The sequence below is a fragment of the uncultured Campylobacter sp. genome, assembly GCF_963517995.1.
Lineage (GTDB): Bacteria > Campylobacterota > Campylobacteria > Campylobacterales > Campylobacteraceae > Campylobacter_A.
Genome location: NZ_CAUQHQ010000005.1, coordinates 24,835 through 40,082, shown reverse-complemented (window position 1 = coordinate 40,082; position 15,248 = coordinate 24,835). Strand labels below are relative to the sequence as shown.

The 15,248-nt window shown below is 48.3% G+C and carries 14 protein-coding genes and 1 pseudogene; 12 read left to right on the top strand and 3 right to left on the bottom strand.

Annotation, left to right across the window (positions count from 1 at the left end):
- The 4 genes from nusA to RYL88_RS01215 all read left to right on the top strand — a co-directional run.
- The coding region (gene nusA, locus RYL88_RS01230) for a transcription termination factor NusA (RefSeq protein ID WP_314988627.1) at positions 1–1,016 on the top strand (1,016 nt) is incomplete at its 5' end.
- A 656-nt stretch (positions 1,017–1,672) separates the two neighbouring features.
- Positions 1,673–4,279 (top strand): DNA polymerase III subunit gamma/tau, encoded by a 2,607-nt coding sequence (locus RYL88_RS01225; RefSeq protein ID WP_314988629.1) that lies wholly within the window; start codon positions 1,673–1,675, stop codon positions 4,277–4,279.
- A gap of 310 nt (positions 4,280–4,589) precedes the next feature.
- Positions 4,590–5,255: a hypothetical protein gene (locus RYL88_RS01220; RefSeq protein ID WP_314988626.1), complete on the top strand. Its 666-nt coding sequence runs from the start codon at positions 4,590–4,592 to the stop codon at positions 5,253–5,255.
- A 162-nt stretch (positions 5,256–5,417) separates the two neighbouring features.
- Positions 5,418–5,792, top strand: a complete 375-nt coding sequence (locus RYL88_RS01215; protein WP_314988625.1) for a hypothetical protein — start codon at positions 5,418–5,420, stop codon at positions 5,790–5,792.
- Between the two features lie 294 nt (positions 5,793–6,086).
- On the opposite strand, the gene rho is transcribed toward RYL88_RS01215, so the two are convergent.
- On the bottom strand, positions 6,087–7,436 hold the full coding sequence (rho, locus tag RYL88_RS01210) for a transcription termination factor Rho (protein WP_297967417.1): 1,350 nt from the start codon (positions 7,434–7,436) through the stop codon (positions 6,087–6,089).
- 123 nt (positions 7,437–7,559) lie between these two features.
- Here rho and RYL88_RS01205 point away from each other — a divergent pair.
- The 8 genes and pseudogenes from RYL88_RS01205 to RYL88_RS01170 form a co-directional block, all read left to right on the top strand.
- Positions 7,560–7,733, top strand: a pseudogene (locus RYL88_RS01205) (cation transporter); the annotation flags it as partial.
- A 97-nt stretch (positions 7,734–7,830) separates the two neighbouring features.
- Positions 7,831–8,688, top strand: coding sequence for a cation diffusion facilitator family transporter (locus RYL88_RS01200; protein ID WP_314988628.1), 858 nt, complete (start codon positions 7,831–7,833; stop codon positions 8,686–8,688).
- Positions 8,689–8,746: 58 nt separating this feature from the next.
- On the top strand, positions 8,747–9,232 hold the full coding sequence (locus tag RYL88_RS01195; RefSeq protein WP_314071057.1) for a DUF1566 domain-containing protein: 486 nt from the start codon (positions 8,747–8,749) through the stop codon (positions 9,230–9,232).
- Between the two features lie 31 nt (positions 9,233–9,263).
- Entirely contained in the window at positions 9,264–9,707 is a 444-nt protein-coding gene (locus tag RYL88_RS01190; RefSeq protein ID WP_314071055.1) for a DUF1566 domain-containing protein, read from the top strand.
- Positions 9,708–9,991: 284 nt separating this feature from the next.
- A complete protein-coding gene (locus RYL88_RS01185) occupies positions 9,992–12,394 on the top strand; it encodes a heavy metal translocating P-type ATPase metal-binding domain-containing protein (protein WP_314988624.1) in 2,403 nt (800 codons plus the stop codon).
- A complete protein-coding gene (ccoS, locus tag RYL88_RS01180; RefSeq protein ID WP_002949952.1) occupies positions 12,391–12,603 on the top strand; it encodes a cbb3-type cytochrome oxidase assembly protein CcoS in 213 nt (70 codons plus the stop codon). The genes RYL88_RS01185 and ccoS overlap by 4 nt, the downstream gene beginning before the upstream one ends.
- The gene (locus RYL88_RS01175) at positions 12,554–12,805 is read left to right on the top strand and encodes a hypothetical protein (RefSeq protein WP_314988623.1); all 252 of its coding nucleotides are present in this window, start codon (positions 12,554–12,556) and stop codon (positions 12,803–12,805) included. The genes ccoS and RYL88_RS01175 overlap by 50 nt, the downstream gene beginning before the upstream one ends.
- A gap of 641 nt (positions 12,806–13,446) precedes the next feature.
- Positions 13,447–13,995: an NAD(P)H-dependent oxidoreductase gene (locus RYL88_RS01170; protein WP_314988622.1), complete on the top strand. Its 549-nt coding sequence runs from the start codon at positions 13,447–13,449 to the stop codon at positions 13,993–13,995.
- A gap of 407 nt (positions 13,996–14,402) precedes the next feature.
- Here the strand turns inward: RYL88_RS01170 and RYL88_RS01165 are convergent, their stop codons facing one another.
- Both RYL88_RS01165 and RYL88_RS01160 read right to left on the bottom strand, forming a co-directional pair.
- On the bottom strand, positions 14,403–14,705 hold the full coding sequence (locus RYL88_RS01165; RefSeq protein WP_314988620.1) for a c-type cytochrome: 303 nt from the start codon (positions 14,703–14,705) through the stop codon (positions 14,403–14,405).
- Between the two features lie 128 nt (positions 14,706–14,833).
- Positions 14,834–15,139: a c-type cytochrome gene (locus RYL88_RS01160; RefSeq protein ID WP_295141547.1), complete on the bottom strand. Its 306-nt coding sequence runs from the start codon at positions 15,137–15,139 to the stop codon at positions 14,834–14,836.
- Between the last annotated feature and the right edge of the window lie 109 nt (positions 15,140–15,248).

Here is a 15,248-nt window from a genome sequence, read left to right as displayed (position 1 = left end):
CCATTATCAACACCGCAAAGAAAATTTACGGAGAAAACTACGAATACGACGCGGTTATAGATAATGCGACCAAGACCCTTCATCTATATCAAAAAATCACCGTCGTAGAGGATGGCGACGAGCGCTTAGCAGAGGATAACGAGCATTATCTCGGCGTAAGCGAAGCTAAAAAAGTAGACTCTGAGGTAGAGATCGGCGACGAGCTAACATACGAGCTATCTACCGACAACCTCGGCCGCACCGCCGCGCAGACGCTTCACAAGGAGCTTGAGTATCACATCCAGCGCTTGATGGAGGAAAAAATCTTCCAAAAGTATCAAGACATGGTCGGGCACATGGTTTTTGGCTCCGTCACGCGCGTGGACAGCGAGGAAAATACCTTTATCGAGATAGACGAGCTGCGAGCCGTGATGCCGCGCAAAAACCGCATAAAAGGCGAGAAATTTAAGCCCGGCGACGTCGTAAAAGCCGTCATAAAAAGCGTCTATATCGACAAATCTATGGGTATCAAGGTCGAACTAAGCCGCACGTCGCCAAAGTTCCTCGAAGCTCTGCTAAAAGCCGAAGTACCGGAGATCAAAGACGGACTAGTGCTGATCGCCGCAAGCGCTAGAATCCCGGGCGAACGAGCTAAAGTAGCGCTCGTAGCCACCTCGCCTAACGTCGATCCCGTGGGCGCGACCGTGGGCACCAAAGGCGTGCGCATAAACGCCGTCACAAAGGAGCTAAACGGCGAAAATATCGACGCGATCGAGTATTCGGCCGAGCCTGCGATCCTCATTACCCGTGCGATGGCGCCCGCAATCATCAGCTCCGTAAAAATCGGCGATGACGGTAAAGCCGTCGTGAGCCTAGTAACCGAGCAAAAGAGCAAGGCTATCGGCAAGAGCGGTATAAATATCAGGCTAGCTAGCATGCTAACAGGCCACGAGATCGAGCTAAACGAGCTTGGCGCTAGAGGCGAGGCTAAAGACGAGAATGCGAAGGACCTAAAAGCGCTGTTTGGCGATCTGTAGCTGATTTGAGCCCTTTGGTCGCATGCGTTTGGGGCGGTAAATTTAAGGCGCGACACCGGGATCAAATTTGAGTAAATTAAATTTATCTCAAATTTGATCCACTTCGTTTGCTAAAATTTGCCGCTTTTTCTACATTTAATGCGTTAAATTTATCCGTATCCATAACCTTATAAAACGAAAGAAACCTGCGAGTGGTGAAATTTTAAGGCGGCGAGCAACCTCCTGATTTAGAGTTATTTATTTTTAGTAGAGCGGTACATCGGGTGCTGGTAGTCGTTCCTCTCGCAACCCGCAGCTAATAATCCAAATGCCAAAACAACCGCGCATAATATAACTTTTCTCATTTTTTCCCTTTTTTGAATTTCATTTTCGCCCGATTATAGCAAAAATCGCGAAATTGCCAAAATATCCGCGGCTAAATTTGGCGGCGTTTGGGCTGGGCTATTTTGCGTTAAATTTATCGCGGTTTATAGTGAGCAAGCAGCACGCGCGTCAAATTTGCCCGCCGGGTACTTGCATGCGACGGATTAGCGCTTGCAGGCAAATTTCCTCGCCGGAATTTATCCCGCCTCGCGACGCGCCGAGCCGTAATATATTAAATTTTTATCCAAAAAAAAGTAGAATATCTTAATTTTAAATTTAAGGAAAAATCCGTGTTGCAAGCATTAGCGCTTAGATATAGACCGCGAAATTTTAGCGAGCTCGTAGGCCAGGAGGCCGTCAGCACCAGCCTCACGCACGCTCTGGACGAGAACCGCCTCACTCACGCCTACCTTTTTTCGGGGCTTCGCGGCAGCGGCAAGACATCAAGCGCTAGGATATTTTCAAAGGCGCTGGTTTGCGACCGCGGCCCGACTAGCCGGCCCTGCGAGCAGTGCGCCAACTGCATCGCCGCAAACGAAGGCCGCCACATCGATATCATCGAGATGGATGCTGCCAGCCACCGCGGTATCGACGATATAAAGGGGCTCATCGAGCAGACCAAGTACGCTCCGGCGATCGCGCGCTTTAAGATTTTTATCATCGACGAGGTGCATATGCTTTCCACGCCCGCGTTTAACGCGCTGCTAAAGACGCTCGAGGAGCCGCCGCCCTACGTCAAATTTATCCTGGCCACGACCGATCCGCTCAAGCTGCCCGCCACCGTACTATCGCGTACGCAGCATTTTAGATTTCGCCAGATCTCGCGCCCGGACGTCGTCGCGCATCTTGACTTTATCCTAAACCGCGAAAACGTCCCGCACGAAAAAGAGGCTCTCGAGATACTCGCTCGTAGCGGCGCGGGCTCGCTGCGCGACACTCTCACTCTGCTAGATCAGGCCATCATCTATGCCAAGGGCGAGCTAACGCAAAGCGCCGTCGCGCAGATGCTGGGACTCCTTGATCCGCAGCGTATAGAGGAGATTTTATCGCTTGTTATGAGCGGCGATAAACCTGCCGTGAGCGCGGCTGTAGCGCAGCTGGAGAGCTACGATGCCGAGATGGTGATAGACGAGATAACGGCAAATCTCAAGGCGAATTTCCTCGCGCAGAGTCCGAAATACTCGCTGCTTTTGTACGAGAGATTTTTTAGGATCCTCTCGCAGGCGCGCTCGATGCTAAGCGTTAGTAGCGACGCCGGATTCGTGCTTGGCGTGATGCTTTTTATGATGATCGAGGCGATAAATCTAAAATCGATCGACGAGATGATAGCCGTTGACGCGAGGGAAAAATTTGCGGATTCGCAGGCGCGAGCGGCTTCAAATTTTGCGGGCGGACGAAGCGAAACGGCTAAATTTACGGCTCCTGCGCGGACGGGTCAAATTTCAGCCTCTATGGACGGATTAAATTTGACGGGTGCAAACGTGCCTAAACTCGCCTCGCAAAACGGCGCGACTCAGGGGCAAAATTTAAGCGCAAGGACACTGGTCGGCTCGGCAAATTTGAGCGCTCAGACTCCCCAAGAGCCGGGTGGCCAAACCGGCGCCGCGAAAACTCCAAATCCCGCTTACGAGGCGTTTTTGGCCAAAATTTACGACCGCAGCTTTGATCTTGGCGAGTGCTTTAAAAACTGCATCGAGTTTTTGGAGTTTTCAGACGGCTGCATGAGTCTGGCCTCAAGTGCGGCGGGCGACGATCAGAAGCGGCTTCGCGAGAGCTCGAAGGTGATTTTGCAGATTTTGCGTAGTCTTTTTGGCGAGAGCGCAAAGATAAAGATAACTCCCAAGCAAAGCCCGGATGTAGGGGTGCAAGAGCAAAAGGGTGCGGCGGCAAATTTGACGACGGAAAGTGCGGCAAATTTGGACGTTGAGCGCGGCAGTGCGGACAAATTTGAGGGCAACGAAACTGTTTCAGGCCTAGAGGGCGCTAAATTTGACGCAAACGGTTCGGAGGAAAATTTAAATCAAAACGCCCAAGAGCAAGAATCCTCAAATTTGACGGGAAATTTGTTTGCAGGCGGTAGCGAGGAGGAGGGTGCGGATACAGCCTCGGAGCAAAATTTGGGCGCCGAATTTGAAAGCGGCGAACAGGACGAGCAAACGCAAAATTTGACGCCACAAGCGCAAGCGGATATTTTGCAAGCGGCAAGCGACTCGGCTCCGAGCGCGCAAACAAATAGCGACTCGTTACGCGACGAAACCGAGACCTTAAATTTAAACGAAAATACGGCAAATTTGACGCAAAACTCGCAAATGCAGGCGGGTTTAGATCAGCCGACCGAGCCTAAATTCGTGCCCGATTTTGAGAGTATGCGCGACGACACGCACGATTTTCATGAGGCGTATTCGCTGAAATTTAAGACCGATGACGGCGCCATAGCGGGGGCGGATCTGGCGTTTTTAGACGACGAGCTAAAGCGGCTGGAGAGTCAAAATACCGCAAAAACGGAGCAAAAACCAAGCGGCGGTGCTAAATTTAACCAAAATAGTGTGCCGCAAACGGCAAACTTCGGCGAGCCGCCGTTTGATCTGGACGATGTGAGCGAGATGTTTAGCGAGGCGGCGGACTATGAGGGTACCGCCGCACCATTCGAACAAGACGCGAACGAGCCTGTAAACGCGGCTGTAAGGCAAAATTTAGATACGGCAAATTTAATCGGCGACGAGTTTCAAAGCGAAGCGAATTTTGACGACTCGTCCTCAAACGAGGTAAATTTGAACGCTCAAAATCCTACGCCAAATTTGGCTACAAAAACCCAAGCCGATCCCAAAGCTGCAAAAACTCAAGCGGTTTTAAAAGAAGCCAAACGACTGTTTGGAGAGCCTGAAGTCTTAGAAATTTGAGGCGTTTGATTTAGCTCGTTAAATTTGCATACCGTTTTGCTATTTTTGGCATGGCGCAATAGTAAGCGAAATTCGCCAAGCCTTTTTTGAAGCAAACGACGACGTCATAAAATGCTACAAATACCAAGCCACGCTAGATACTCGCACGTCAGAACTGTGCCGTGCCTACGACGGGCTAATCTGGGATAAAGACTACGAGCCTATCGGGCATAAATTCCCGTTTCGCAAACCGCGCGTAAATACGCATTTTAATTGCCGTAGCGTCATAATACCCGTAACTAAAAGCTGGGAAGAGCTAGGCGTCGAGGGAATGGATGGCGCAAACGATCGCACGAGATCGTCGATGAACGGCTACGTGCCGCAGGATATGACGTTTAACGACTGGCTAAAAACTCAAAGCCCCGAAACGATAGAAAAGACGCTAGGTAAAGGCAGAGCCGAGCTATTTATGCAGGGTAAAATCACTATGCGGGATTTGATAACGCAGCAGGGGCGGAGCGTAAATCTAAGCGATTTAAGCAGCTTGGGCGCTAGAACTAGAGCGAGTAATAAATTAAAATCTATGTTTGCGGACGTGGATTTTACGAAAGCAGGATACAGACCGCCGCTAAAAGAGCCGCTAACACTATCCACGCTAAGCCCGAGAGCGATAAACGAACTAAAAGCGCGCGGCATAGAAACGAGCGGAAAACTAAAAGCGGCAACGCAAAGAGAACTGCTGCACGGTATGAGGCTAAAAAAGATAAAAGACGGCAATGCGTTAAGCGCCCGTCAGTTTTTCGATATGCCGTTAAATTTGACCGAGGATAATTTATACTACGGCAAAGACGAAATGGGTAACGATACGATAAATTTCTTTTGGAAAAGCGATAATGAGTTGTGCTATGCGTATTTTACGGATAAAGGGATATTGCAAACCTACGGAAAAACTAAAGTGCAGACGATAAAAAGATACAAAGCGATAAAAGGGAGTTGAACCCAATCATAACGAGGCTTGCGCCTCCCCCTCTGACCCACTGAGGCATTATCGCTCTGATACTCTTATTATACCATATTTTTACCAAACCAACCCGCTTTAAAATTTAAGTTACTATTCTATCAAAGGCCGTGCCTTAAATTTACTCTCGTGGAGGATAGAATGGATATTGAGGAGCTAAAAAAGCAAGTTAGTGATTTGCAAGCCGAAAAAGAAGCAATGAACGCTAAAAACAAAGAGCTTTTAAGCGAGGTAAAAAAGCTAAAAGCTAAAAATAGCGACGCGGTGGATGCCGAGAAATACGCCGAGCTTGAAGCTAAATTTGACGAGCTAAAAGAGCAAAACGATAAGCTCGCTAAAAAATACGATACCGATACGAAAAAGCTAAACGCCGATCTAGCTAACGCTAACGGCTCGCTAAATAAGTATCTAATCGACGCGGGGCTAAGCGATAATCTCGCAAAAGCGGGCGTAAAGGCGGAGTTTTTGGAGGCGGCTAAGGCACTACTGCGCGGCAATGTGGCAAAATTTAAGTAAAGCAAGCGTGCGTTAAGCAAAATGTTTTTGTAAATTTGGCACAAGTCGCAATAATTGACGATATAAAAAGCCTACAAAGTTGTAGCAGCTAAGAAAAATTAGGGTGTTATGCTTATTTATGAGTGCTTGTATTTTTAGGCGCAAATTTAACAGAGTGACAAAAGGTAGAATATGCGAAGAAAGATAAGTCCATAAAATTATAAAATTTAGAGCGTTTTAAAGTAGGTCGGCGAGCCAAACGACTCGCGCGCAAGATCAAGATGAACTGTCGAATTTAGCCCAAAGGGCGCAAATTTACGACTCGTTTAATATCGAAAGCAACTCTTTGTTGTCCTTGGTTTTTAGCATCTTGGCGTATAAAAACTTAAGCGCCTCTACATCATCCATCGTAGCTATCGCCGAGCGGATAGCCCAGATCTTTTGCAGTTCGTCGGGTTTTTGCAGTAGTTCTTCTTTTCTGGTGCCTGATTTTAGTACGTTGATGGCCGGGTAAATTCGGCGGTCGGAGATGTTGCGATCTAGCACGATCTCGCTGTTGCCCGTGCCTTTAAATTCCTCGAAAATAACCTCGTCCATACGCGAGCCTGTGTCGATGAGCGCGGTGGCGATGATGGTGAGGCTGCCGCCGTGCTCGATATTTCTCGCCGCGCCGAAAAAGCGTTTAGGTTTATGTAGGGCGTTTGCGTCCACGCCGCCGGTTAGGACCTTACCGCTTGGCGGAGTTACGGTGTTATACGCGCGCGCTAGGCGAGTGATGCTATCAAGCAGGATGATGACGTCCTTGCCCATTTCTACGAGGCGCTTGGCCTTTTCGATGACGAGTTCGGCGACGCGTACATGGTTCATCGCAGGTAGGTCAAACGTCGAGCTAAATACCTCGCCCTTTACGCAGCGCTGCATGTCGGTGACCTCCTCAGGGCGCTCATCCACGAGCAAGACCATGAGATGCGACTCGGGGTGGTTGCGCGCGATGCCGTGAGCTAGCTCTTTCATGAGCTCGGTTTTACCGCTTCTTGGAGGAGCCACGATGAGGCCGCGCTGACCCTTGCCAAGAGGCGTAAAGAGATCAAGCACGCGGCCGGTTAGCTTCATCGGGTCGTACTCTAGGCGAAGTTTTTCCGTCGGGAAAAGCGGGGTTAGGTTGTCAAACAGCGGGCGCTCTTTGGCCTCGATTAGCGGCATATAGTTTAGTGCTTCGATTTTTAGCAGGGCGTAGTATTTTTCCTGATCTTTTGGTTCGCGCACTTGACCCGTCACGATGTCGCCCACGCGTAGGGCGAATTTGCGAATTTGAGAGTTTGAGACGTAGGCGTCGTTTGAGCTGTCGCTGAGGTTTGCGTCTACCGAGCGCAAAAAGCCGTAGCCGTCTGGCATAATCTCTAAAATGCCCGTAAAAAGTATAAATCCGCCTTGTTTGGTTTGGGCTTTTAGTATCTCAAATATCAAATCCTGCCTGCGAAATTCGCGCGGATTTTCGACGCCAACGCTGTTTGCTATCTGCACTAGCTCATCTAAGCTTAGCATCCTTAGTTCTTCGATTTTGTGGCCGTCGACGGGGATATGAGTGCGCGAGTTTGGATATTTTTTGGTCGTTTTTTGATTTTCCTGCGCCGAATTTGCAGGCTGGGTTGCGTTATTTTCCATCGTGTCCTCTTTAAAATTACGGAATAATTTTGTAGATAAATTTAAGTTTCAAAAGAAGTTTTGAAAGCCCGCATTTTATAAAATTTTGGCTTTGATGTCAAGAAGCGGTATAATACGCCAAAAATGAAAAGGAATCTCAACATGATGGATTTTAAAGACGGCAAGCGCGAAAAAACGATCATAAAAACCGCGCTTATCGGCATAGTTACGAATTTTTTCTTAGCCGGGGCGAAAATTTTTATCGCTATGGTCTCAAACTCGGTCGCGCTGATATCAGACGCCGTAAATAACCTTAGCGATGCAGGCTCAAGTATCATCACGATATTTGGCTCAAAACTAGCTAGCAAGATGCCGGGCGAAGCCCCACCCCTACGGCTACGGCAGGACCGAGTATATCGGCGGTCTTATAGTCTCGGTCATCGTGCTGATGCTGGGATTTCAGTTTCTAAAAACTTCGGTAGAAAATATCTTCGCGCCCAAGCCGACAAATTTTACGATGCCGTTTTTGGCGTTTTTATTCTGTGCGATATTCGTCAAATTTGCGCTCGGCTTTTACTACAAAAAGATCGGCCAACAGACCAAATCTATCTCGCTTAGAGCCGTCGGACAGGAGGCCGTGGGCGACGCGATCATATCTTGCGTGATTCTTGCTTCCGCCGCACTGTCGTACTTCGCCGACGTCCAGATAGACGGCTACGCGGGCGCTTTGGCTTCGCTTTTTATTATCGTAAACGGCGTACTTTTGATAAAAGAAACCTTCGATAAAATCATCGGTCAGCGCGTGGAAAAAGAGATCAGCGACGAAGTTTACGCCGCCGTAAATCGCTGCGAGATCGTGCGCGGTGCATACGACCTGATCCTGCACAACTACGGCGCGCAGCGATACGTCGGCTCGGTAAACGTCGAGATAGACGAGCATTTGCCCCTTAGCGAGGTTTCGCAGAGGTTAAACGAGCTTCAAATCGAGATTTATAAAATTTACAGGATTTATCTGGTTTTCGGCGTTTATAGCGTAAATTTGGGGCAGGACGAGAGCCGCGCCTGCGTGGCGAATCTACTTTTGCGATTTAGCAGCGTGCGCGGATTTCACGCATTTTTCATCGATACTAAGAAAAAGAGCGTGAGGTTTGACGTAGTGGTCGATTTTGCCGAGAAAAACCTAAGCCGTCTGCGCGCCGAGATAGAGCGCGAGATATCGCTAAGCTTTCCGGAATATAAAATTTTCATCGTGATAGATAGGGAGTTTGCGTGAAAATATTTATTGCCGTGGTATAATTTTATTGTTTAATAAATATTTCAAAGGAGGATATGTGAGAAAAATAATAGCCGCTTCGCTGGTGTGCCTGCTGTGTTCTAGCGCAGCGTTTGGGGCGGACGCGCCAGGTTTTACGGCGGGTTTTAGCAGGGACGACGCCAAAAACGTCGTCACGGATAGCGTCTATAAACTTATGTGGCAAGATGGCGAGGAGATATTTAAAGGCGATTATGACGAGGCGGTAAAATACTGCGAAAATTTAAGCTTTGCAGGGTTTAGTGACTGGAGACTGCCAACAATAAATGAGCTAATAAGTATTACAGATAAAAATAAATTTAGTCCCGCAATAAATAAAGCCTTTAAGCATATTATGTATAAAAAAGTGACACAAAGTAGTATCAATTACGATAAATATTGGAGTTTGGCCAAATTAGTAAATGGTTCGTCTTTGGTGTGGACCGTAGGTTTTAGGAGCGGTTTTGTTTATCTTCAGACACCGTCTGATAGTTTATTTATACGATGTGTTAGAAGATATAATTGATTTTAAAATTTTGTAAATGAAAAGGAAAAGCATGAAAAGATATATAACTTTATTTTTAGTGTTTTGCGGATTGCTTAGTGCCGATATTTTAACTCCTACCTGTTACCGAGATAATGATAAAAATGTAGTAATATGTAGTGACAAAAAGCTGGGTAAACTAGTTTGGCAAGATGAGGCTCAAACTTTTACAGGAACATTAGAGCAAGCTATAGAATACTGTAAGCTTGTAAATCTTGCAGGGCACAAAGACTGGAGATTGCCTACTGTATATGAGTTGACGGCTATTGCAGATAAAAGTAAATTTAACCCAGCCATAAATTATTCTTTTGATTACGTATTAGACTCTGGCTACTGGACCTTAACAAAAAGTGCTAGTGATCCATCTAAAGTTTGGGTTGTATATTTTATGGGCGGTCTTGACGGTTTGAGCTTTGTTTCTGATATTAATTCTGTGCGGTGCGTGAGAAACGATTGATTTGGCGGGTTATGCGCCTTAAATTTGTTTTTTATAGTTAAAATTCGAGGCTGAAATTTGCAAACATTAAAAACTTTCTCGTAAATTTGCCGGCGTTTTCAAGATGCGGGTTTTGGCTAAATCTGATTAAATTTATAGTTACGTCTATGCGTGAGCAAAGTCTTTCAAATTTGCCCTCAAATTCGGGTGCAAGGAAAATCCGCGCCAAAGCTCGCAAAATCAAGCGAGGCTTTAGAAATTTTTCGTATAATCTAAAATCTTAAAACGAAAGAAAAAAGTAATTTATGGGCAAATTTAAGTGCGCGCATTGCAGGGGCGAATTTGAGCGCGAGGCGCTGATAGAGCGCGGCGGGGAGCTGTTTTGCTGCGAGGGGTGCGCGGGAGTTTACGAGATACTTAACGCAAGCGGGCTTAATGAGTTTTACGAAAGGCTCGGTAAAACTACGCTAAATCCCGCCATAAGCGCAAAAAACGCGGCGCAAAAGTCGCAGGAAGACCTCGCGGCTATTTATCAAAACTACGTCAAAAACGAGAACGGATTTAACAAAATCTCGCTCATCATCGAGGGTATCCACTGCTCGGCTTGCGTCTGGCTAAATGAGAAGGTTTTATTTGCGCAGAATGGAATTTTAGAGGTAAATATAAACTCGGTTAACAATAAAGCCCTCATCGTCTGGGACGAAAACGAGATAAATTTAGCTCAAATTTTTGCCCTCATCCGCTCTATCGGCTACGAGCCCTATCCATACGACGCGCAGGCTCAGGAGCAAAGACTCGCGGGGCAGAGGCGAGAGTTTTACGCTAGGCTGCTTGTGGGGATATTTTGCACGATGAACATCATGTGGCTGGCCGTCGCGCAGTACGGCGGCTACTTCACGGGCATGCGCGCCGACGTGCGCTCTATCATAAATTTCGCCGAATTTATACTTGCTACGCCGGTGCTTTTTTATACGGGAAGCGGGTTTTTTAGGGGCGCTTGGACGGCGCTAAAAAACAAAACGCAAAACATGGATAGCCTCATAGTTACCGGCACGCTCGCGGCCTATATCTTCTCGATATACGCGATGTTTTCTAGGCAGGGCGAGGTGTATTTCGACTCGGTTGCGATGATAATTACTTTCGTATTTATCGGTAAATATCTGGAAATTTTAAGCAAGAAAAAGGCCGCCGACACGCTTGATAATCTAAACTCGTTAAATTTAAACTCCGTTAGCGTCAAAAACGGCGACGAAATAATCCTAAAAAGCGCACAGGAGGTGTGCGTAGGCGAACTCGTAGTCGTGCGAGCGGGCGAGCGCGTGCTACTTGACGGCATCGCCATCAGCGGCGCGGCGAGCTTTGATCTATCTAGCCTTAGCGGCGAGAGCGCGCCTGTATATCTTAGCGCGAAAGAGGGCGAAAACGAGATAAAAAGCGGCTCGGTTTGCGTAGACGGCACGCTGGTTTATGAGGTCGGCGCCGTCTTTAGCGAGTCGGTGCTAGCCCGTATCATAAATCTGCTCGAAACCGCCGCAGCCAAAAAGCCTAAAATCCAGGCACTCGCAGACGCTATCGCGGCGAGGTTTTCGGCCGCTATCACAGCTATAGCTCTATCGACGTTTGCGTTTTGGTTCTGGCGCACTGGCGAGCTCTCCGCCGCGCTCATCGTCGCGATCTCGGTCGTGGTGATCTCGTGCCCCTGCGCGCTGGGGCTTGCTACGCCCGTTAGCACACTCGTTGCGCTTGGGGCGGGCTTTAGACGTGGGATACTTTTTAAAGAAGCGCGCATCATCGAAAGCCTAGCAAAGTGCGATACGGCCGTGTTTGATAAGACCGGCACGCTCACGTCCGGGCGGCTTAAAGTGAGTAAATTTACGCATGCGGGCAAATTTGACGCTAGCGCGCTTTTTTCGCTGGTTAGCGGCTCGGATCATCCCGTTAGCCGCGCCGTGGGCGAGTATCTGCGCGCAAATTTTAAGGATTTAAAACTTTTAGAGTTAAGCGGCTTTGAAAACATCGCGGCGCGCGGAGCAAGGGCTAAATTTGACGGTATAAATTTAGCCGGCGGGAGCGAGAAATTTATGCGCGAGCTGAGGCTTTATGACGGCGAAGCGGTGCGCGGGACTTGTTATTTTTTTGCCGTGGGCGGGCAGATCGCGGCGGTATTTGAGCTAGAAGAGAGCCTAAAAGAGGGCGCCAAAGAGTGCGTGGACGCGCTAAAAAACGCTGACATGCGCGTGGCGATGCTAACGGGCGATAACGAATACGCCGCAAAGCACGTGGCGGAAGGGCTTGGCATCGAGGAAACGGTCGCAAACGCGCTACCAACGGACAAGGCCGCATACGTGGAGAGACTGGCGCAGCAGGAGCGAAACGTGCTGATGGTAGGCGACGGGATCAATGATGCCGCCGCGCTCGCGCTCTCAAGCGTGGCCGTATGCATGGGTAGCGGAGCGGCCGTGAGTATCGCAAAAAGCGACGTCGTGCTGATGAGGGACGATCCCGCCTCACTCGCGGCTGCGGTAGCGCTCGCGCGCAGGACCTACCGCATCGTGCGGCAAAATTTGGCCTTTTCGCTCGTTTATAACGCCGTGACGATACCGTTAGCTATGGCCGGCTACGTCGCGCCCGCCGTGGCCGCTCTCTCGATGTCGCTAAGCTCGGTCGCGGTCGTGCTAAACGCGATGCGGGCTAGGAGCGAGCGATGAGCGGGGCGGTCGTGGCGATGATGATCGGCGTCTCGACGCTGCTTGGCGCGTGCGGGCTGGCGGCGCTGCTGTGGGGGCTTAAAACCAGGCAGTTTGACGACGAGCGCAAGTTTTTGGACGGGACGAAATTTGACGACGAAGACGCGCTAAACGACGCCTATGAGCTGGAGCTGCGCCGTAAAGAAAAGGGCTATAAGCCGCCTGAGTGAGGTAAGTTTGCGCCCTCGTCCAGCTCATCTTTTGCCGCTAAATTTGATTTTGAGCGTGGGCGGCATTTGGGGTAAATTTGCGTTTTTAAATTTGACGGGGCGTATTTTTACGGCAAATTTAAGCGGTAATTTTCAATCCTGGGTAAGACTCGGCGTGAAATTTGACGAACTACGCGGAAGCGTCGCTGCGCCGCGCGGGTAAATTCGAGCAAAATCGGGCGTTTTTGCATTCGCCGCGGTTACTAAAATTCGTATGCGGCGGGTTAAATTTCCCGTCGCGCTTAAAATTTCAGATTTTACGCAGCGGTCGTTAAATTTAAGTCGATGCGGCTTTACATATCGGTTTTAGATATAGTTGTAATGCCGTAAATCTCGGCGCCACCAACTTTTTTGCGGGTCGCTTCGGCGGACTTTTGATTTTAATATGCTTTTTAGCGAAATTTCGCCGTATATATTTTGAGGTATTGCCTACGATGCGCTCTTATCCGTGCTTGCGATTATCGACGGCTCGTGCGCGGACGGGGCGAATTCGCGCCTAAAGCCTTTGCCCGCAAATGAGCGGGGCGGCGAAAATTTTAGCCTTTTGTAAAAATCCCTTCGTAAATTTACTCACTCTAACGATATTTTTGCGGCCGCTTGACGCACCCGCCGGGTATGCCGCCTGCTTGGAGTTTAGGCGGCCCGGAGCCGTTTAAATTTAATCTCCGCAATCGCCGAGCGGGCGTGTTTTAATCCTGTAAATTTTGCTTTCTTGCTTGTAAAAGCTTCGCTCTGGCAAGCCTCCTTAATCTACTTTTAGCTTTTTAACGATATGATTCCGCAAATTTAAACAAAGGAAAAAACATGAAAACGCTTGTGATTTTATCGCACCCAAATCTCGCCGCATCTCGCGCAAACAAAGCCTTGTCACAGGTAGCAAAGGCTGCTGCGGACGTCGAAGTGCGCCATTTGGAGGGGCTTTACGGCCTAGATATCGCGCGCATAGACGCCCGCGCAGAGCAAGACGCGTTAGCGGCTGCCGAGCGCATCGTATTTTTGTACCCGATGTACTGGCTAAACGTGCCGCCTATGCTAAAAGCCTATATCGATATCGTCTTTTCGCACGAGTTGGTGGGTTCCGGCGCGCTTAAAGGCAAGGTCTTGCAGCTTGCGCTAAGCGTCAGCACTCCGCTTGGCGAATACTCTAAGCAAGGTGCAATTGGTTTTAGCTTGGATGAAATTTTAACGCCGCTTAAGATCACGGCAAACTACTGCGGGATGGACTTTGCCGTGCCGTTTATCAGTAGCGGATTTGAGCCCGGCGAGTTTGGCGACGATGCCGTAGATGCCGCGGCCGCGCGCTTTGGTAAGCTCTTGCGAGGAGAGCTAAGTCCTAACGAGTATCAAATTTAGCCTCGTCTTTTACGACCGCGAGTTAAAATTTCGCGACGGAGAATTTGGCCGCGAAATCCGATTTTGCCGAGCCGACCGCTAAAAAGCTCGAATTTAGCTCGGTTTTGCATTAATACGGGCGTTTTTATGTCGCCGCTTGCGGGCGTGCGATTTTGTAAACCCGCGCTACGGCGCGTATCTTAAATTCCTTTAAAGACGCGCCCTAAATTTAACCTTAAGCCCGAAATTGCGGTATTAAATTTATCCGTCGATTTTCGCGCCTCGATGCAAGTATAAAATCAAATTTAAAGCCTGATTTAAGCGAGTAAATAAAACCTGCGCTGAAACAATCTCTCGCGATTATCGCAAATGCTTGCCGCTACTTGTTTCGTCTGCTTGCGGTAAATTTGCGAGCTTAAACCGCGAGCTTATTTTAGGCTCTCTATATACTCGCTAACAGCCGCCATATCCTCGTCGCTTAGGTTTTTAGCGTGCAGCTGCATGACCTTGCCCATGCCAAAGGCGTTATTTGAGCCGTCTTTGTATCCTTGTAGCGCTTTTATGCGGTCTTCTTTGCTGATGCTAGTTAGCGCAGGTACTTTGTTTGCGTATTTTACCTCCGCTTTTTCGCCGTGACAGGCCGAGCATTTTTTGTAAATAGCTTCGCCGTCGGCCGCAAATAGAGATAAATTTAGCGCCAAAACGGCGGTAGCGATGCGATAGATTTTCATTTTTCGTCCTTTTTGATAGAAATTTAGACGAGATTATAGTCTTAAAAAGTTAAAAGAAAAATTATAAAAATGTTGCAAAAATGAAGCGTCAAAGAGAAAAAATCGGCGGAAAAACTCCGCCGAAGGGATTATTTTAGAGTAGGGATGTACTCTGAAAGAGCGGCGATATCCTCGTCGTTAAGACCTTTTGCTAGAGGTTTCATCATCGCAGAAGACTTAAATTTATCTAGGCTGCCCTCTTTGTAACCTTTTAAAGCTTCAGCGATCTCTTCTTTAGAAAGAGACGAAAGCGCAGGAACTTTGTTTAGATACATTTTTTCGGCTTTGGCTCCGTGACAGGCTTTGCATTTGTTGTAAAGGGTCGCGCCGTCAGCGGCAAATAGGCTACCTGCTAGCAATGCGGCAGCTCCTGAAACAATGATAAGCTTTTTCATTTTCAATCCTTTTTGATAAAATTGCAGGCGTATTATAGTCTTAAAAGCTAAATTTTACATTATTTTTTTATATTAGTTTATATCGCGGCGCCGGCGGCGATTTTCGGTT